General features: G+C 63.3%; 16 protein-coding genes. 8 read left to right on the top strand and 8 right to left on the bottom strand.

Annotated features, from left to right (window positions below; translation table 11 throughout):
- Window positions 1-99: 99 nt before the first annotated feature.
- The gene (locus tag AC6H4Z_RS21710; RefSeq protein ID WP_497544063.1) at window positions 100-2,157 is read left to right on the top strand and encodes a transglycosylase domain-containing protein; all 2,058 of its coding nucleotides are present in this window, start codon (window positions 100-102) and stop codon (window positions 2,155-2,157) included.
- Window positions 2,158-2,268: 111 nt separating this feature from the next.
- Here the strand turns inward: AC6H4Z_RS21710 and lon are convergent, their stop codons facing one another.
- Window positions 2,269-4,869, bottom strand: a complete 2,601-nt coding sequence (gene lon / locus AC6H4Z_RS21705) for an endopeptidase La (RefSeq protein ID WP_497544062.1) — start codon at window positions 4,867-4,869, stop codon at window positions 2,269-2,271.
- Window positions 4,870-5,227: 358 nt separating this feature from the next.
- Here lon and AC6H4Z_RS21700 point away from each other — a divergent pair, with 358 nt between their 5' ends.
- Window positions 5,228-7,105, top strand: a complete 1,878-nt coding sequence (locus AC6H4Z_RS21700) for a protein kinase domain-containing protein (RefSeq protein WP_497544061.1) — start codon at window positions 5,228-5,230, stop codon at window positions 7,103-7,105.
- Window positions 7,106-9,046, top strand: a complete 1,941-nt coding sequence (locus AC6H4Z_RS21695) for a serine/threonine-protein kinase (protein WP_497544060.1) — start codon at window positions 7,106-7,108, stop codon at window positions 9,044-9,046.
- Between the two features lie 7 nt (window positions 9,047-9,053).
- Here the strand turns inward: AC6H4Z_RS21695 and AC6H4Z_RS21690 are convergent, their stop codons facing one another.
- Window positions 9,054-9,878 (bottom strand): alpha/beta fold hydrolase, encoded by an 825-nt coding sequence (locus tag AC6H4Z_RS21690; protein WP_497544059.1) that lies wholly within the window; start codon window positions 9,876-9,878, stop codon window positions 9,054-9,056.
- A 151-nt stretch (window positions 9,879-10,029) separates the two neighbouring features.
- Window positions 10,030-10,398: a hypothetical protein gene (locus AC6H4Z_RS21685; RefSeq protein ID WP_497544058.1), complete on the bottom strand. Its 369-nt coding sequence runs from the start codon at window positions 10,396-10,398 to the stop codon at window positions 10,030-10,032.
- A 259-nt stretch (window positions 10,399-10,657) separates the two neighbouring features.
- Between AC6H4Z_RS21685 and AC6H4Z_RS21680 the strand changes: the two genes are divergently transcribed.
- From AC6H4Z_RS21680 to AC6H4Z_RS21670, 3 genes are all read left to right on the top strand, one after another.
- Window positions 10,658-11,818, top strand: a complete 1,161-nt coding sequence (locus AC6H4Z_RS21680; protein WP_497544057.1) for a hypothetical protein — start codon at window positions 10,658-10,660, stop codon at window positions 11,816-11,818.
- Between the two features lie 27 nt (window positions 11,819-11,845).
- A complete protein-coding gene (locus tag AC6H4Z_RS21675) occupies window positions 11,846-12,700 on the top strand; it encodes an alpha/beta fold hydrolase (protein WP_497544056.1) in 855 nt (284 codons plus the stop codon).
- A gap of 323 nt (window positions 12,701-13,023) precedes the next feature.
- Window positions 13,024-14,208 carry a DEAD/DEAH box helicase gene (locus AC6H4Z_RS21670; protein ID WP_497544055.1) on the top strand — a complete coding sequence of 395 codons (1,185 nt, stop codon included), beginning with the start codon at window positions 13,024-13,026 and terminating at the stop codon, window positions 14,206-14,208.
- 258 nt (window positions 14,209-14,466) lie between these two features.
- Here AC6H4Z_RS21670 and AC6H4Z_RS21665 read toward each other — a convergent pair whose 3' ends face one another.
- The 5 genes from AC6H4Z_RS21665 to AC6H4Z_RS21645 form a co-directional block, all read right to left on the bottom strand.
- On the bottom strand, window positions 14,467-15,753 hold the full coding sequence (locus AC6H4Z_RS21665; RefSeq protein WP_497544054.1) for a glycogen-binding domain-containing protein: 1,287 nt from the start codon (window positions 15,751-15,753) through the stop codon (window positions 14,467-14,469).
- 1 nt (window position 15,754) lies between these two features.
- On the bottom strand, window positions 15,755-16,423 hold the full coding sequence (locus AC6H4Z_RS21660; RefSeq protein ID WP_497544053.1) for a hypothetical protein: 669 nt from the start codon (window positions 16,421-16,423) through the stop codon (window positions 15,755-15,757).
- Window positions 16,420-17,004 (bottom strand): isoamylase early set domain-containing protein, encoded by a 585-nt coding sequence (locus AC6H4Z_RS21655; protein WP_497544052.1) that lies wholly within the window; start codon window positions 17,002-17,004, stop codon window positions 16,420-16,422. The genes AC6H4Z_RS21660 and AC6H4Z_RS21655 overlap by 4 nt, the downstream gene beginning before the upstream one ends.
- Window positions 16,997-17,536: an RNA polymerase sigma factor gene (locus AC6H4Z_RS21650; RefSeq protein ID WP_497544051.1), complete on the bottom strand. Its 540-nt coding sequence runs from the start codon at window positions 17,534-17,536 to the stop codon at window positions 16,997-16,999. Before AC6H4Z_RS21650 ends, AC6H4Z_RS21655 begins: the two co-directional genes overlap by 8 nt.
- 167 nt (window positions 17,537-17,703) lie before the next feature.
- Window positions 17,704-18,126 (bottom strand): pilus assembly FimT family protein, encoded by a 423-nt coding sequence (locus AC6H4Z_RS21645; protein ID WP_497544050.1) that lies wholly within the window; start codon window positions 18,124-18,126, stop codon window positions 17,704-17,706.
- A 95-nt stretch (window positions 18,127-18,221) separates the two neighbouring features.
- Here AC6H4Z_RS21645 and AC6H4Z_RS21640 point away from each other — a divergent pair, with 95 nt between their 5' ends.
- A complete protein-coding gene (locus AC6H4Z_RS21640) occupies window positions 18,222-18,455 on the top strand; it encodes a hypothetical protein (RefSeq protein ID WP_497544049.1) in 234 nt (77 codons plus the stop codon).
- Between the two features lie 48 nt (window positions 18,456-18,503).
- Window positions 18,504-19,583 (top strand): 6-phosphofructokinase, encoded by a 1,080-nt coding sequence (locus tag AC6H4Z_RS21635; protein WP_497544048.1) that lies wholly within the window; start codon window positions 18,504-18,506, stop codon window positions 19,581-19,583.
- The last annotated feature ends 119 nt before the right edge of the window (window positions 19,584-19,702 follow it).

The following is a 19,702-nucleotide window of genomic DNA, read 5'->3' as shown; positions in this document are numbered from 1 at the left end:
AGTCGTACCAGGCCGGCCGTAAACAGTCGCCCCTCGGGGCCGGTAGCTCGGAACGGGCTGGATCGTCCTTTCCGCGCGGGGGTACTTTTCAACACTCTCATGCTATCACGCTCCCTCATTGTCGCGACCGCTGTAGCGGTCGGAACGACTCGATTCGCAGCCGCGCAGGACGCCACGCCAAAGACTGGCGAGGCGTGGCAGATCATTCCTCTCGCACAGTCTTCGCTCGTCTTTGCGCGCGACGGCTCGCCGATTGGCGAAATCGGCCGCGGTGAATTCCGCACGAGCGTACCGCTCAAGTCGCTTCCGGCCTTCGTGTCGCAGGCGTTCATTGCGGTCGAAGACCAACGTTTCTACGACCACGACGGCGTCGACGTAAAGGCGGTTGGCGCTGCGGTGATGGGCAAGATTCTCGGAAACAATCGCGGCGGCGGCAGCACGATTACCCAACAGTTGGTTGGGTACATGCACCCCGACATCATCGATCGCCGCGATCCGAGCATGACGCGCAAATTCCGCGAGCAGGTTGCGGCGCGCGAAATGGAGAAGCACTACACCAAGCAGCTGATCCTCGAGAATTATCTCAATCAGATCAACCTCGGACGCGGATGGTTCGGCGTTGACGCCGGCGCGCGCCATTACTTCGGTCATCCTGCTTCGAAACTGACGCTCGTCGAAGCCGCCACGCTTGCCGCGCTGCCCAAATCGCAGCCGCAGTACGATCCGATCGCACATCCCGCCGTGGCAAAGGGGCGCCGCGATCTGATTCTGGGGATGATGGCGGACCAGGGATACATCACGGCCGAACTCGCCGAAAAGACAAAGGCGCTTCCGGTCGTCACCGCGCCAAACGCCGGCATGTCCGCGCAGTCGGGATACTTCGTCGATGCCGTCAAGGCGCAGGCGGAGCGGGCCGGCATTCAGGTGATGAACGGCGGCTATCGCGTCTACACGACGCTCGACCCGGCGCTGCAGCGACAGGCAGTCGACGCCATCGTAGACGGCACGAATCGCATCGAGGCGCAGAAGGGCTACAAGCACCTCACGCAGGCGGCCGCGAAGGGCAACGAAACGGACTACCTGCAAGCGATGGCCGTGGCGATCGACCCGTACACCGGCGACGTGAAAGCGCTGGTCGGAGGTCGCAACTACGCGCGCGCACCATACAATCGCGCGATTACAGCCATCCGTCAGCCGGGTTCGTCGATCAAGCCGATCGTGTACGCCAAGGCGATCGAAGACAGCATTCCGGCGAACACGATCATCCCCGACACGGCGCTGACCATCGAACTTCCGACGGGCGACATCTGGAAGCCGGGCGAGAACGACAACAAGTTCGATGGCAACATGACGATGCGCACCGGCCTCATGCGGTCGCGCAACATGGTCGCCATTCAGTTGGGTATGCGCGTCGGTATGGATTCAGTGGCGGCGCTCGCGAAGCGCATGGGCATCGCTACGCCGATCGATCCAGTTCCGGCGAGTGCAATCGGCGCGACGGCAGTCCATCCGATCGAGCTCGTGGCCGCGTACACCGCCTTCGTCAACAACGGTCAGGTGGTGCAGCCGCGCTTCATCACGCGCATCGATTCGTTGAACGGACGCACGCGCTATGAGAAACTGCCATCGACACCACAGCAGGTTCTCGATCCTCGCGTCGCCTTCATCGTGCGCGACATGCTGAAAGACGTGGCAGAGCGTGGAAGCGGAACGCAGGCACGGAAGGCAGTTCCGGACGAAATCCCTGTCGCGGGCAAGACGGGAACCACAAACGACAATCGCGATGTGTGGTTCGTCGGAATGACGCCCGAACTCGTCGCCGGTGTGTGGCTCGGCTTCGACAAGGAAAAGACGATCATGCCCGGCGCCGTTGGCGGCGGACTCGCGGCGCCAATTTGGGGACAGATGGTGGGTCGCTACTACGCTGGCCGTTCGACGAACGGCTGGGGCACGCCGCCCGATGGCTTGGTTTACGCCGAGTTGAGTCGCGAGAGTGGTTTGCTCGCAACGCCCACGACGCCATACGCCGATCGATACATCGAGTTCTTCCTGCCGGGCACTGAGCCCGCGGCGCTGCGCAACAATCCGTGGAAGACGCCGCAGTGGGGCCCGCTCTTCGTGGCGCCGAAAGTGACCGCGTCGCCGCCGCGGCGCTAGCAAAAGCGAGAGCAAGAAATGAACATGGGCGCGAAATCCAGGATTCCGCGCCCATCGTCGTTTCCCCTGAGACCAGGGACCAGGGACCAGAGACCTGAGACCTGAGACCTCCTAGGCCACCTTCGTTGTTTCCGCCGGCTCGTCGCGATCGAGCAACGTCGGCTGCGTGGTCGTTGGATTTTCCGTTACGGGCACGAGGGCAATCGCGAACACTTCGTCGAGCGTGCTCACGCAATGGAAGGTGAGCTGCTTCCGGACATCTTCCGGAATGTCTTCCATGTCCGCCTCGTTGTCCTTTGGCAGAATGATGGTGGAGATACCCGCCCGATGTGCGCCGAGCACCTTCTCCTTCACGCCGCCAATCGGGAGCACGCGACCGCGGAGGGTGATCTCTCCCGTCATCGCAACGTCCTTGCGAACCGGACGTCCCGACATCGCGCTCACGAGCGCCGTACTCATCGTCACGCCAGCCGACGGTCCATCCTTCGGGATGGCGCCCTGCGGAACGTGCACGTGCACTTCGATCGACCCGAGACGATCCTCAGGAATCGCGAGCGAAGATGCATGAGTCGCAGCGTATGTCATTGCAGCACGCGCCGACTCCTTCATCACGTCGCCGAGTTGGCCGGTGAGAATGAGCGACACATTGCCCCAACCACTGACCTGGGTCTTCTCGTCGTCCGTTGAGCGCTGGCCGTAGCCGAACAGTCGACGGATTGCCGCTTCGACGAACATGATGTCGCCGCCCGCCGGCGTGTAATACATGCCGGTTGCGACGCCAACCTCGTTCTCCTCGGCAGCGTGTTCCGGGTGAACCCGAGGACGTCCGAGTAGCTCGCGCACTTCATCCGCGTCGATCTTCCCGTCTTCGATGACCTTGGGATCGCCGACTGCGATGCGTCGAGCAACTTTTCGCGCGACCGCACCAACCTGACGCTCGAGCTGCCGGACGCCGGCTTCGCGAGTGTATTTGCTGATGACTGCGGCGACTGCCTCGTCGGTGAACGACACGTTCTTGTCGCCCAAGCCGGACTCTTCGAGCTGACGCGGAATCAGATACTTCTTGGCAATTTCCGCCTTCTCGCGTTCCGTGTAGCCTGCGAACTCCACGACTTCCATTCGGTCGAGCAACGGGCCTGGAATGTTCTGAATGAAGTTCGCCGTTGCGATGAAGAGCACTTCGCTCAGGTCGAACGGAATTCCGAGATAGTGATCGGTGAAGTTGTCGTTCTGCGCCGGATCGAGCACTTCGAGCAGTGCGCTCGCCGGGTCGCCCTGGAACGACACGCCAAGCTTGTCCACTTCGTCGAGCAAGAAGACCGGGTTCTTCGCGCCGCCCTGCTTCATGCCCTGAATGATTCGACCGGGCATCGCGCCGACGTACGTGCGACGGTGTCCGCGAATGTCGGCTTCATCGCGCGCGCCGCCGAGTGCGACGCGAACGTACTGACGTCCGAGTGATCGCGCGATCGATTTTGCGATGGACGTTTTACCAACGCCCGGTGGTCCGACGAAGAGAAGGATTGGTCCCTTTGCCATGGCGCGGGACTTTGCTTCTTTCGCGTCGGTGATCGGTCGCGGCTCATGGTTGGTGCTCACGCCGATCTGCGGCGTCGCGTCCTCCCGGGTGGCTTTGAGCTTGGAGATCGACATTTCACCGGTCTGCTTCAACTCCTCTTCCAACTGCTGCGCGCGGAGTTGGCGGACGGCGAGGAACTCCAGCACCCGATCCTTTACGTCGGGCAAGCCGTAGTGGTCCTCGTCGAGCACGGTCTGGGCGTGGTTCTGGTCGAGATTGTCGTCCGACCGGTTGTTCCACGGCAGCTCGGCGATCCATTCGAGGTACGTGCGAATGACCTGAGCTTCCATCGACTCGCGGCCTGACCGCTCGAGTCGGCCGAGCTCTCGCTCGACTTCCTGTCGCGCCTCTTTGGGCAGCTCGAGCTTGTTGAGCTTCTCGCGCAGCTCGACCATCTCCTTGGATTGGTCGTCGTCGCCAAGTTCTTTTTGGATCGCTTTCATCTGCTCGCGCAGGTACATCTCGCGCTGCCGCTCGCCCAGTTCTTCCTGGACCTGCGACTTGATCTCTTCCTGCATCTCGAGCATGCCGATCTGCTTCTGGACGTGCACGAGGACGCGGCGGAGGCGTTCCTCCACGCTCAGCGTCTCGAGCAGGCCCTGCTTCTCGGGCGGCTGGAGCTCGATGTAGCCGGCTACGAGGTCGGCAAAACGGCCGGCGTCGGTCACGGCGTCGAGCACCTGGTGGACGACTTCTTCCGGCAGTCCGCGTCGCTCGCCGAGTTCGGCGGCGCGCTCACGGAGTTCTTTGTGGAGGGCGACGAAGGCCGGGTCGTTCTCGTTGACCGGCTTCATCTCCTCGACGGGCATGACGACCGCGCTGAGGTAGCCTTCCGTCGTGTTGTACTGGAGGGAGGTCGCGCGCTGCTCGCCTTGGAGCAGGAGTTGGACGCCACCCAAGCCACGCTGGATCTGCCCGATGCGCGCAATGACGCCCATCGAGTAGAGGATATCCGGCGTCGGCTCGTCCGTGTTGTCGCGCTGCGCCACGGCGAAAACGAGGCGCTCGCCCTTGAGCGCCGCCTCGATCGCGCGAAGCGTTCCCGGGCGTCCTGCGGCAATCGGTGCAGTTAGTCCGGGGAAAATGACAGTCCCCCGCAATGGGAGGACTGGCAGGGTCTGGCGGTTAGCCATGATGGATCTCGAAGAAAGGTGGAACGGTAGATCGGTGCCGTTCTCGCACAAGCTATTCCAAGCAGATCGGGGCCTGGCTAAGCGATGCCAGGCCTGGACTTACATGGAGCCCTCTGCGACGGCCGTCAAGGTTGCACAAAGCGCACACACCCAAACACGTCATGCTGGCAGCAATCGCCGATATCGAGCTGACCCGCTGTCGTGACGCACTGCCGCTCCGGCGTGCGTCCTTTCCGGAAGTATAGACACATGCTAAAATGAATCATCCCGCCTACTTGCCCTAGACACGCGAGCCACTCGATTGTCGGATCCTGCCGTTCCTAATTCGGATTCCGAGCTGCGCACGCACGTAGAGCGCGTGCTCAGCCCGCATTACGAGCTGGACACTGAGATCGGCCGTGGGGGCATGGGTGTCGTGTACAGGGCCAAAGATCGGCGCCTGAAACGCACGGTCGCCATCAAAGTGCTGCCGCCCGAATTGGCGTTCCGCAGCGAGATCAAAACGCGCTTCCTCCGCGAAGCCGAGACGGCCGCTCAGCTCAACCACCCGAACATCGTCGACATCTATGCCGTCGACGAGGCTGAAGGCATCGTGTTCTTCGTGATGGCGTACATCACGGGCGACAACCTGGCCAAACGGGTGCACGACCACGGCGCGCTGTCGGTCGACGAGACGCGCCGCACGCTGCGCGACGTTGCCGACGCACTCGCGTACGCGCACGAGCGCGGCGTCATCCACCGCGACATCAAGCCGGACAACATCCTCATCGACGCGCAAAGCGGCCGACCGATGGTGACCGACTTCGGTATCGCGCGCGCGATCACCGACAGCGATTCGCGGCTCACGGCGACAGGCATCGCCATCGGCACGCCGACGTACATGTCGCCCGAACAGGCCGCTGGCGAGCGCACGATCGACGGACGCAGCGATCTGTACTCGCTCGGCATCGTCGGCTATCAGATGCTCACCGGCGAGCCGCCGTTCATCGCGAACAGCACGCCGGCAATTCTCGTCAAGCACATCTCCGAGCGACCCACGCCGCTCGAGCAGCGTCGGTCCGACGTGCCGCAGGATCTCTCGCGCGCGATCATGATGCTGCTCGAGAAGGATCCGGCGAATCGCTTTCCGTCGGCCGCGTCGTTCGTGACGGCGCTCGACACGGGCGCAGTGCCGACGCTACGAACGTCCACGCAAACGCCAGTCGATCAGAACCTCCCCTCGCGGCGAACGAACACGCCCTACCCGGGCGTTCGCACCGACGACTACGCGTCCGTAGGCCCAACGGCCGAGGAATGGCGTCGCTGGGAAGCGACCGACGTCGTGAAGTTCCGAAAGAAGCTTGCACCGTATCTCTTCGTGAACGGTGTGATCGTCGTCGCGTCCGTGGTCGGGCAGAACGACTTTTTTGGCATCACAGTTCTCTGGTCCATTTACCTCGCGTTCAAGTACGCGAAGCTCTGGTCCGAGGGCTACGATTGGCGCGACGTGTTTCGCCAGCCGCGTGATCGTGACCTGATCGACGTTGCCGATGACGCGTTGATGTACTTGCGTGCGATGTTCAACCGCAACGAGCGTCAGGCGATGCGCGAGCAGCGCCGCGCACGCATCGGTCGTACGAGCGGGCCCACGGACATGCCGCGTCTCACCGGAGGAATGTCCGGCGACGACGTCGTTCGCGAAGCAGGGAATTACGGCGATCGCATTCGAAAGGCCGAAGCAGATCGCAACGAAGTTTTGCGTCTGCTCGAGCAGATGCCCGCCGGTGAGCGTTCTCGCATTCCCGACGTTGGCCGCTCGGCCAATGCGCTCGCTGAAAAGGTGCGACAGCTTGCGATGGCGCTGTCCGATCTCGAGCGCGGCGTTGCCGGGAGCGGTTCGGATGCGTTGGAGTCGGAGATTTCGCGGCTCGAGAGCGCAGCCAATCCCCTCGACGAGAGCGGAAGCGACGAGCGTGTTCGCCGTCTCGCGCAACTCAAGCGTCAGCGCCGAGCCGTCGCCGACGTGTCGGTGCGGCGCGATGCCGTGGCGGCAAAGCTCGAGACATGCGTCGTCGCGCTGCAAAACATCAAGCTCGATCTTCTCCGCTTGCGCGCGGGCTCGCAGACGCCGCAGCACATCACGTCGCTCGCGATGGACGCGCTGAACCTCGCCGACAGCGTCGACACCGCCCTGTACGTGTCCGACGAGATGCGCAACACCGGGACACGGCCGGCGAGTCGTCAGGCCGCGCGGTAGGTGAACGACTATCTGCGCGACCGCGTCACCGTCGCGGTCGGCAACCAATACCTCATCGATGGTGAGGTCGGGCGCGGCGGAATGGCCGTTGTGTATCGCGCCACCGACGTCCGGTTGAACCGCACCGTCGCGATCAAAGTCCTTCCCCCCGATCTCGCGTTCAATCCGGATGTGCGCACGCGCTTCATTCGAGAGGCGCAAACGGCGGCACAGCTCAACCATCCGAACATCGTTCCGATCTACGCGGTCGACGACAAGGATGGTGGTAGTCTCGTCTACTTCGTCATGGCGTACATCGACGGCGAGAGCCTTGGCGTGCGACTGTCGCGCGAAGGTGCGTGGCCAGTGGATCGTACGGTGCGCGTGCTGCGCGACGTCGCCGACGCATTAGCGTATGCTCATGCGCGCGGCGTCGTCCATCGCGACATCAAGCCGGACAACGTGCTCATCGATCGAGCGAGCGGCCGGCCGATGGTGACCGACTTCGGCATTGCGCGTGCGGCGGCCGGCGAGACTCGGCTTACGGTCACGGGCGTCGCGGTCGGCACGCCGGCATATATGTCGCCCGAGCAAGCCTTGGGCGAGCGCGAAATCGACGGACGCAGCGATCTCTATTCGCTCGGAGTCGTTGGCTATCACATGCTGGCGGGTGATACGCCGTTCAAGGCAGGCAACACGCCCGCAATGCTCGTCAAGCACGTATCGGAGCGTCCAAGACCGATTCGCGAACGGCGGCCGGAAGTGCCGTCGTATCTCGCCGTCGCCATCGACCGCGCGTTGGCGAAGCGCCCGGAAGATAGATGGGCCGATGCCGCCGAATTCCGTGACGCGCTCGACGGTGCGCTGACCGCTCCGCCGCGTGGGCGACGGCTCAGCTCACCGCCGCCGCTGCCGGCGCCCGCTACGGCTCCCGTGACTGCGGTTGCTCCGCAGATTCCGCCGATTCCCGTGATGGCGCCGTTTCCAGCGCCGCCACCGGGCTTGAGCCGTCGTCAGCTCAAGGAGTGGTATCGCGCGCAGCGGCGGTTGGCCATGCACGGTCACAGCGTAGGAATGGTGGTGAACAATCGCGTCATTCCATTCCGCGGCTTCGACGATCGCCCGCTCGAGGAACGTGTCATCGCGTTTCGTCGGAGTGTGGTCGGCTGGATCGTGTGGTCGACCTTCTTTTTCGGCCTGAACGTAGCGACGCACGGCGCCGGGCCGTGGTTCCTCATTCCGAGTGGTTTCATGTTCCTGAACGTGCTGCGGAAGGGCGGATCGATCTGGTCTGATGGCGTCGGCCCGTTCGAAGCGTTCCGGAAGGGAATTCGCGCCAAGATCCGCAAGGAGCATGGCGATCCGTTGCTCGCTGGCGTGCCGGGTCCGGCGGTTCCGCTCCCGCGAACGGCCGAACAACTCGCGTCTGAACTTGCGGCGGCCGACGTATTGGCCGGTGCGCACGGCGACGCCGTGCGCCGCGCCGCAACTGATCGTTCGCTGATGCTCGGAATCGTCGACTCCCTGCGTCCCGTGGAGCGTGAGATGATTCCCGACATTCGCCCTACGGTCGACGCACTCGCGCAGCGGGTTGGTTCCGTGGCGACGACACTGCACCGGCTCGACGCCGACGTATCCGGCGCCTCGCTCGGCAGCCTCGACGCCCGAATCGCATCGCTGGGCACGGAGCCGGAGACACCCGAGCAGGAACGTCGTATGTCGCTGCTTCAACGGCAGCGCGCATCACTTCACGAGCTTCTCGCACGGCGGCAGTCGCTGGCCAATCAGCTCGAGAGCGCTGGGCTGATGTTACAGAACTTGAAATTCGATCTGCTCAAGCTCCGCTCGTCTGGCGTCGGCTCGGCCATCGAAGACGTGACGAGCGCGACGCAGGAAGCTCGCGCACTCTCGCGCGAAATCGGGCTGCTCGTGGAGGCGTCGGACGACCTGAAGAAGCTGTGATCAGGCGCTAGCGCCGATCCAACAACCTTCCGATCGCATCTGCCACTTGTCGCGGCGCTTCTTCTGGCGTGAAGTGGCGCGCGCCGGGAATGACTTCGAGCGTGGCGGCAGGAATGGCCTGCTGCAGTCGTTTGGCGACCCAGAGCGGAATCACGCGATCGCCCTGGCCCCACACGATCGACGTCGGCGCCGCGATCTGTCCGAGCTGCCCACCGAGCTCACGAGTTTCGTCGGTCGTGAGCGCGCGGATGTGAGCGACGAGCGCGTCGCGGCCCTCGGCACTAACGAACGGACGCAGGTACAAATCCAGGGAATGCGCCGCCCGCTCGGGGTCGCCGTAGCCACGCGCCAGGTCACGCCGCAGGATACCAACGAGAAGCGGCGGCGGAAGAAAGCGCGTGAGCGGCAGCGTGGCGCGCGCGACGCGCGCTTCGAGCGTTGGCCAGCGATCGAACGCAACGCTGTCGATGAGGCCGAGGCGTGACACACGAGCGGGGTGCCGAATGGCGAGCGATTGAGCAATGCCACCACCGATGCCGTGCCCAACGATGCACGCGTGCGCGATGCGCAGCTGGTCGAGCAGTTCCACGACGCGTTCCGCGTGGGCCCGAACGTCGACGTGTCGATTCAGTGGGCGATCGCTGCGTCCGTAGCCGAGCAAGTCGACGACGACCAATCGGTGCCCTGGGGGCATGAGCGGAATGACGTCGCTCCACAGGTGGCTCGACGTGGGAAACCCGTGAAGAAAAACGACGGGCTCACCGGCGCCCCGGGTTCCGGCGGCGTAGTAGTAGATTCGCGCGCCGGAGAGATCGAGAAACTCACCGCGCATTCGGGACCCGGAGTGTCATGCGGGCCGGAAGATGACTGGACCGTTCGAACAACGCCAGTGCGCGCGGTGTAGATGCAACGAAGGCCGTCACGTTGGTGACGGCCTTCGTTGATGCAGCGTTGGTGCTGTTGCTGCGATCTTTCGACTGAGTTTAGAGACCGCCGCGCCGGCCGCCGGCCGGCATCAGCTTGTCGAACTCCGCCTTCTGCGCATCCGTGAGGAGCGCCTTGATCGCTTCGTTACGCTTGGCCGTCACGGCGCCCATCTTGGTGCGGGCTTCGGCATCGCCGCCGCGGGCGGCTTCCATCAACGGCGCGGATTCAGCCTGCGCAGCCTTGATGATCGAGTCGGCCTTCGCCATGACGGCGTCGGAGACCTTGAGCGAATCCTTCAACACTGCCTGGATGTTCGGACCACGGCCACGACCACCGCCGCCACCGCCGCCCTGAGCCTTCGCAACCGTCGTGACAGCCATGAACATCGCAGCCGCAAGCGCAGCCATTCGAAGCATCTTCTTCATTCTGGTACCCTCAAAAAGGTTGGGGAGTTGATCGGTCGTTCGCACATCAGACGCGAGCCTGCGCCCCATCGCGACAGGACTGCGACATCAGCTTCGGGCGCGCCAAGACCCGCGAAACGACAAGCTTCGTGGCGGCAACAACTTAGTTGCCGCCCTCTAGCGCAACGACTCAAAACTGCTATCCTTACCGCCCTTCACCAGGACGCCTACGCTCCACGACGAGCTCGCCCGGTTTACTAGGTCTGCTAAAGAGCGCTCAGTGACCCTGCCGCCCCAGCTTCCGACCAGTCCAAGCGCGTCTGCAACGCCACTGACCCAGGTTGCGGCTCCGCCGTCACCGTCCGTCGTGTTTCCGCTGACCTGGCTGATGGATCATGCGTCGGCGCCCATAAAATTCCGCGCAATCACCGAGGTCGCCAAACTCTCGAGCCCGGTGCCGGAGCAAGTCGCATCTCTGCCATTTACGCATCGCCCGGCGTTGACGTTGGCGATGACGCAGCAACCTGACGGAGCCTGGCGCGGAGGAATGCTCACGGTCCCGTCTGGCCGCGTAGAACACTTCGAAGGCGTGGGAACCATCAACGCGTTCCGTCGTCTCCTCGAGTACGGATGGAACCGCGACACGCCGCCGCTCACGCTGGCGCGACGCGCGCTGTTTCGGCTGCTCGCCGAGGATGACGATCCGGACTACTTGTTCGAGTTCGGTGGGGGCAAGACGCCGCCTGACGAGGACATGGCTCGTCGTGGTCGAGCCATCCTTCGCGAGGCGGCGGCCGCTGCGCTCGCGCAGGCAGGTTACGAAGGAGATCCTCGTCTTCGCGGCGCCGCCCGACGCATCCTCGAGCGCGTGTCGTCGTACCTGCGGTCGCCACTGGCGCAGAAGCCGTTCGTTCGTGTCGGCAACCAGCACGTCTTGCCGGGCGAAGCAGCGCCGCCGTCGGTTTATGGTTTGCTCATGCTCGCCTACATGCCGCTCTTCCGGAATGAGCACCATGAGGCCATGGCCCAGCTCTATCACCACCTGACGCAGCAGCTGCCGCGCCAGGAGGCGATGCAGCTGTGCGGTAGGGGTGTCGTGTCTCAGCCCCACCTCGTACTCGGCGATCCACTGGCCAATCGAAGCGTCGCTGACGGCGACGTCGTCTTTGCCGTGACCTGGCTCGAGCTCATGGCGCGGCTCGGCTTCCTTCGCCGAAACGAGAATTGGATGAAGCTGTACGAGCGGTTCCTCGACGACCGCAATTCGCAGGGTGTCTGGCATCCGCACAAGGGAATGCTTACGCCCAAGAGCGACAATCCGTTCCTCTGGCCCATGTACCCGCTCGAGGATCAGATGAGTGGCGACGAACGCTGGACCGACGTGACGTTCCGTCTTGGCCTGATCGCTCGACTCTCGGGGAGAACGATCGAGGTCCGGTAGTTCGCACACCGGAGCCTCTCGACGTTCATGCTCAGCGCAGCTGAGATCTATCCCGCCGGCGTTGCGGGGGTCACGACGCGCATGATCAGCCTCCCGACCGGCGTGCGTGTGCGTGTCGCCGAAAGCGGTCCGCCCGATGGACCGCCAGTGTTGATGCTCCACGGCTGGGGTGCGTCGCTATACATGTTTCGTCATGCGCTCGCGCTGCTGCCGGCGCAGGGCTTTCGCGCGATCGCCGTGGACCTTCGCGGATACGGGCTGTCGGACATTCCGCTCGCCGTGGGATCGTATGCGCTCGACGCATACCTCGATGATCTCAGCGCGTTGTACGCCTCGCTCGGGCTCGAGCGGCCGACGATCATCGGGCAGTCGATGGGTGGGGGAGTGGCGCTCCACTTTGCGCTGCGGAATCCGGAGCGCATTGAGCATCTCGTGCTCATCAACCCGGTGGGTCTCGTATCCATCGGCTGGGTGTCGCTCATGCGCCTGCTTCCACAAATGCTCATGGAGCGGCTCGGTCGACGCGCGCTGCCGCGTTGGCTCACGCGGTTCATCCTTCGAAATCTCGCGTTTGGCGACGGGTCACTCGTCACCGAGCGGGACGTGGATGAGAATTGGGCGCCGACGCAGCGGCCGGGCTTCATGCACGCGATCCGTGCGGCGATTGGCGAATTCAGCTGGGCGCCGGCGCTGCCGTCAGCGTTGCGTGTTCCAACACTGGTGATCATCGGAATGCAGGACCGAGTCGTTCGTCATGCGCTCGCCGCGGCGGAGCGACTTCCTGGCGCGAAGGTGCTGAGTATGACTGGCGGCCACTGCGTTCACGAAGAGCATCCGGCCGATGTGTATGGGGCGATTGTCGAGTTCGTCGATGGAGCGTGAGGCGTGAGGCGTGCGGGGTGTGGGGTAGACCCGGAGACCTGTGACCAGAGACCTGTGAACTGCTGTAGCGTTATGTATCTCAATGAGTTAGATTAAAGTATTCAGTTTCCGCGGCAGGGGTCGCTATGAGGCGAACCGCCAGAACGGTCGCGGACACGGGGGTCGACGCGCAGTGAATGCGTGGGCCGCAACGCCCCTCGTGGTAGCGAAGCCGATGCTTCGCGAACTTGGCTCGGCGTGCCCTCTGCTCGCCAGCACGAGAGAGAGACACCGGTCCCAGGATGGTCCTGGGTGAGCGGCCCCGGTGCGCAGCGATGGGTATCATGGAAACCGAGACGACAGAAGTAGAGCAGGGCACCGAGTCCGAACAGCGAACGTTCGCCGACATCGGACTCTCACCTGAAGTGCTGAAAGCAGTCACCGACGCGGGCTACAAAACGCCCACCCCGATTCAAGCGGACGCGATTCCGCTGGTGCTCAAGGGGCGCGATGTGATGGGTCTCGCGCAAACGGGAACCGGCAAGACCGCCGCGTTCACTCTCCCAATCATCGATCGACTCCTGGGCGGACCGCAGCGCACTCGCGCGCTCGTTCTCACGCCAACGCGCGAACTCTGCGTCCAGGTCGAAGAGAGCGTTCACAAGTACGCACGACATTCGGAGCTCAATGTCGTGTCGGTGTACGGCGGCGTTCCGCTCGAGCCACAGCAGAAAAAACTGCGCGCCGGAGTCGACATCGTCGTAGCCACGCCGGGACGTTTGATCGACCATCTCGAACGCCAGAACGTCGTCTTCGACGACCTCGAGTTCCTGGTGCTCGACGAAGCCGATCGTATGCTCGACATGGGGTTTGCTCCGCAGATCAACCGCATCGTGAGCGAAGTCCCGAGCTACAGGCAGACTCTGCTGTTTAGCGCCACTATGCCGCCCGAAGTCGAGGCCTTGGCCCGGAAGTATCTCCGGAAGCCGATCGTCGTTCAGGTAGGCCGCCGGTCGCAAGCAGCGAACACTGTGACCCACGCGGTCTACCCAGTACCGCGCGATCGAAAGAGCGATCTGCTCGCGCGACTGCTTCGCGAAGAGAAGCTCGATTCAGTGCTCGTCTTCACGCGCACGAAGCACGGCGCCGATCGCGTCGTGCGGCATCTCGAGCGTGAGCACATCGAAGCCACGGCAATGCACGCCGACAAGACGCAGCCGCAGCGCACCAAAGCGCTCCAGGACTTCAAGAGCGGCAAGGTACGCGTGCTCGTGGCCACCGACATCGCGCAGCGCGGTCTCGATATCTCGGGTATCACGCACGTCATCAACTACGACGTGCCGCAGCAGGCCGAAGACTACGTGCACCGCATTGGCCGAACGGGTCGCGCAGCCAAGGAGGGCGACGCGTTCACTTTCATGTCGCCCGACGAGATCTCGATGGTCAAGTCGATCGAGCGTGTGATCGGCCAGCCAATTCCGCGAATCTCGGTCGCCGGCTACGACTTCGGAACCGTCGCGGCGGACTGAGCCGCGCCTCCACGTTTTGATGCAGCGGGCACGTGTGCAACTCCGTAACTTTCGTGCACCCCACGAAGAGGAGTTCGCTGTGTCCCGCAATGTGTTTCGGGTCCTGGCGCTCGTGGTCGCTGTACTGATGGCCATCGCCGCGCAGGCGCGCGCGTAGACCGAGCGACTCGATCTGCTGGACGACAATCGATTCGACCACCGAGAAATCAAAAGGGAGCGCCTTGGCGCTCCCTTTTTCTTGCCGAACCCACGCAGTGATCAGTGGGTGGCTTTCTCGGGCGAGACGACCATCAGTCCCACTTCGCTGCCGAAGCTGTCGTGCATCGTCGGCATATTCGGCGGCGCCATCCACTGGCCACCGTCGACGCGGATGTTGATCTGATGCGTGCCGGGCGACATCGGGATCGACAATTCCCATGTGTCGCGGCCGCGGCGCACGAGCGTGAGCGGACTCCAATCACTGAAGTCGCCCATCACGTCGACGGTTTCAACGCCGCCCACGTGTATCGTGATGCGCTGCATTCCAGAATTGCCGGTGCGGTATTCGAAGCTCTTCACCAGCGCCATGTGAGGCAACGACACCGGCACCGAGTTCTTGGAGAGCGGCCAGTACGCGAGCTCGATTCCAGCCATGCCGAAGCTACGCGCCGGAATTCCGCGCAGTGGAAGCGCCGGCTGTCGTCCGCCGCCGCCTACGAACGCAATTCGGTCATTCAGCCACAACGTTGCCCGGGCCGACGACCAGCGACGTGAGTCCGCGGTGACGTCGTACGAATCGCCAAAGCGATGGCCGGCTTGCGCGGTCAGTTCGAGTGCGCCCAGATCCCAGTGCAGCACGCCTTCGAGATCACCGAAGCGCGACTGTCGTTCACACGCACCGCTGCCAACCGTTTCGGTGAACAGTGGCCGCATCGTCACACTTGCGCTGGCGGCGAGCGTTCCCGTCGCGCACGACAAGGCCGCGCTTTCGGTGTCGTGAACCGACGCGACCTTGGTAAATGAGAAGTTTGTGAAGGTCGCCGTGAGCGTGGCGATACCGAGCGCGCGCGTTGCGTCGCCGATTTTGGCCCAGGCGCCCACGTCGGTAACGTCGGCAGAGGAGACCACGGCAACGCGCCACGGCCGGGCGACGCCGCCGCCGAGCCACATTCCACCATGCTGGCGGAAGAGCACGTGGACGCGCGTCTGGACGTCGACCTGATCGTTGCCGAGCGAGCGCTCATCCATCGCGCGGCTCGCGTTGCCGATCATCTCGGCACGAACGCCGTAGACGGTGGGCGACGTGAAGGTACCGGAGACGATTCCGTCGGCGAGTTGGAGCGCTTGTTCGGAGAGGAACGCAGATCCGCGCGCCTTGAAGGACGCATGCGGAAAGTCGAATTGAACGGTTGGTGCCACGCGGAGGGCACTCATCGGAAGGACGCCGTCTGAGACCGTATACTGCCCCGCCTCCAGCTTGGAGACGATCTGCGCTGCAAGCTCCCGCGGAACGGGAACCAGCAGCGCTACAGCGACGATCAGGTTGGCGACCTTCCGCTCGTTCATATCATCTCGAGCTTTGGTTCTCCTTCTGCCCTTCGGGCTGCGTCGGCTTAGGTGGCGCTCGACCGGGGGCCTCTCGAATCCGGTTCTGCAACGCAGCGCCCGGGTTCAACCCCTGAGAGATATCCGCCTGAACGTTGTTCCACAAGCTTCTGAAGGTCGCATCGTCCGCCCCGTCCCGCCACAGCTTACTGATCGCCGTGAAGGCATCTTCACTTGGGACGCCCCGGGTGATCAGGTCCGTCCAGACGGTAAAGGCCTCGAGGTCGCTTCGGCCTTTCTGCCGCTCCCGGAAGGCCTGGAGCTGAACCGGCTTGGCGAGCTTGAGCACCGTGGCCGCGGCTTCGAGCTCGTCGTCGCCCACCGGACCCAAGGTGGTCTGCGCGAGCTTGAGTCGGGCAAAATGATCGCGAACCGCAACCAGGATTCGCTTGCCGTCGCCCTTGGTTTTGACGATCCCCTCGCAGACCTGCGCGCGGAGCGGCATCCAGGGCAGACCCAGGTTCTTTGCCGAGTCGAGGAGGGACTCCACGGCGAACTTGCTGTTCTGATCGATGCGGAAGCAGGGATCAGGGTCCTGCGCGGCCAGGGGCAGCGCCGCGAGGAGCAGCAGCGCACCGGCCGACAGGGAGCGTGGGACGTGAGTGAGAGCGCGCGACGGGAGTCGGATCACAGCGTCGATCCTTTCTGTACGAGCCTGACAGAATTGGCGTGACCGAACCCATCGTCGCCGGCAATCGGCGCGCTCGGATCGGGAATCCATGTTCCGTCAACCACGAACTGGTAAAGATGACGACCGGCCGTCAGCGGCAGCGTCACGGTCCACAATCCACTGTTGGGCGTGCGGACCATAGGCACTTTCGTCGCGTCCCATCCGTTGAAGTCGCCCACGAGGGAGACGTTGGCGGCTTGAGGCGCGAGGAAGACGAACTTGACGACGGTGTCAGAAACCGGGAGCCCGAAGGCAGCAACAGGTTGCCCGGCCAATGCTCGGCCGTCCCGGTTAGTCGAAAACACGCCGGCAATGACACCGATGCCGACGAGACCGGCCGCGAGCAATCCACCCAGGGCCGGTGAGAGTTTGAACGCGCGTGGTTCGACCGCTCGCTTCCAGAACACGAAACGATGACCCGGCGCCGATTCCGCACGAACGGCCGCCATGATACGGTCGCGGGCCGCCGAGTCAGTGATGACCGGGCGTCGCGCCTCGCGGGCGATCAGTTCGATATATGGATGGAGTTCGGAGTCAGTCATTCTTGATTCGTTCCCAGCGCTCACGAAGACGGTCACACGCTCGCTTGACACGCATCTTTAAAGCAGAGACGCCAACGCCTGTCAACGCAGACATCTCTTCGTAGCTCAACTCTTCGATGTACTTGAGGAGAAACGCTTCCCGCAACAACGGGTCCAATTCACTGAGCACGCGCTGGACGAATTCTTCCTCTTCGCCAGTCCAATTCGGCGTACGATCCGGCGCGTTGAGCAGTAAGGCTTCTTCGCGTACGAAGATCCGTTCGCGATGGGCGCGCCGTGCTGCAATGCTCCGGCACTGATTCACCAAAATGCGGTACAGCCACGCACTGAATCGATCCCGTTCCTGGTAACGATTCAGTGCTTTGTACGCGCGCAGGAAGGTCGCCTGCAGCGCATCTTCCGCATCGTCGCGGTTCCCCAGCATTCGAACGGCAAACCGCGCGCATCGGTCGTAATACCGATCCACCAGCGCGGCGTAAGCGTCAACGTCGCCTGCCAGCACGCGTTGAACGTCGGCGGCATCGTCGCTCATGTCCATTTCTATAACCCGCCTCCGTCCGCTGAGAGTCACATTGCAATGTGAGCGGCCTCACACGGCTGCGCCCGAAACGCCAACTCAAGCCCGCTCCATGCCAACTGCGCGCCGCTCCGCGATGAGCGACGCGGTGGCTGGACGCGCTTTTCTTCAAATGTAGGGGATCACCACCTGACACGACCGAGCCTAGACATGGTTAACGTGTCAACTATAGGTCCACTGCGAACCGTCACTGTCAGGTTCGATAGGCCGTAGCCCAGTCCACGTGGGTCATACACGACAGAATCCCGATTCGAGCCGAGCGCAATCCCATAGGCGGAGCGAAGCGCGCGCGTGAAGACGGTCTGGCTTCCGGCCCGAACGTGTACCTCTCCATGCGTGGAATCAAGGACGACCGCGACCAGGGTTCGTCGAAGGATGGCCGATCGGCGAGCAGTGGACAGCGCTGCGGAGAGATCGTTCACCGCAGAGCGAACCGCCGACCGATCACGCGCTATGGACAACTGCGGGAGGGCCAGGGTGAGCAGAACGCCGACGATCGTCAACACGATCGTGAGCTCGAGGAGAGTGAATCCGCGCCGCGTCATGGCGCAAAGAAACCTCGACGTGCCGGCCGGCCGTGATCATTTTGCTTCGATCCTTCCCGTTGTGTTCCTCAAATCAGTCCGTGCCCATGCGCCTCATGCGTCTCTCCGTCTTGATACTCGCGACCGCCGGGATTGCGGCCTGCACCAATCCCCGCGCCGAAGCGGGCGTTGCTCAAGCGCTCAATGACGCCGCGAACGAAATCAGCGGTCTGAAGAACGACGTGGCGCAGATGCAGACGCAGATCGATTCGCTTCATACCATTCTCATGAAGCAGGACTCGACCATTTCGCGCATTGCCGCGGTGAACAACATTCCGATTTCGCGCTGACGTGCGCGGTCGTCGCGGTACTTCAGGGTCTGCTATGTTTCCCTGATCATGCGCATTGCAATCTCGACTGGCGGGGGCGACGCCCCTGGCCTCAACGCGGTCATTCGCGCCGCCGTGCTGTCAGCGATCAACCGCGGTTGGGAGGTGCTCGGCATCAAGCGGGGTTTCGCCGGGCTAATGGGCGAGGACGAAGTCGTTCCGCTGACGAAGGATTCAGTGCGCGGAATCGCGCACCTTGGCGGAACGATTCTCCGCACCACGAATCGCGGCAATCCGTTCTTCTATCCGACGCGTCTTCCCGACGGCACGATGGTCGAAGTGGACCGGTCCGACGAGTTGATCGCGGCCGCAAGCCGCTACGGCATCGACGCGATCATTTCGATCGGCGGTGACGGCTCGTTGACGATCGCGAAGCTGCTCTGCGACCGCGGCATGAAGATCGTGGGCGTGCCGAAGACGATCGACAACGACGTCAGTGGAACCATCACCACGTTCGGCTTCGATACGGCCGTCAACACGGCGCTCGAGGCGATCGATAAGCTACACACGACGGCAGAGAGCCACGATCGTGTGATCGTGCTGGAAGTCATGGGTCGTGAAGCGGGATTCATCGCGCTGCATGCCGGTCTCGCGGGAACGGCGGACGTCATTCTGATTCCCGAAATTCCGTACGACCTCGAGAAAGTGTGCGACAAGATCCGGGCGCGCGATCGCGCGGGACGGCATTTCTCGATCGTGGTTGTCGCCGAAGGCGCGTTCCCCAAGGGCGGCACCGTATCGCTGATCGGCGAATCGCTCCCGGGAGAGTCGCGACGACTCGGCGGATTGTGTGAGCCGATCGCCCGCGAGATTCAGCGCATGACTGGAAAAGAGACGCGATCGTTGGTGCTCGGGCATCTCCAGCGCGGCGGAATGCCGACGGGCTACGACCGCTTGCTCGCGACTCGTTTTGGCGGCGCGGCGGTGCGAGCGATCGAGGAGGGGAAGTGGGGCCACATGGTTGCGCTGCAGTCGCCCAATATCGTGTGTATTCCGATCGAAGAAGCGCTGCGTGAGCCAAAGCGCGTGGATCCGTTGCACGATGTGGTTCTGACTGCGCGCGCCACGGGAATCAGCTTCGGCGACTAAGCGGGCATCCAGTCGCGCTACCGTCTCATTCGCGGGACACTTCATTCCTGCGCCACGGACACCGAATCGGGAAATATGTATACAGTGTTTCCCGTAAGTGGTTGAAATCGTTAGTGTTC

This window comes from Leucogemmata humicola (assembly GCF_055379415.1).
This window is presented reverse-complemented; position numbering and strand designations above follow the sequence as displayed.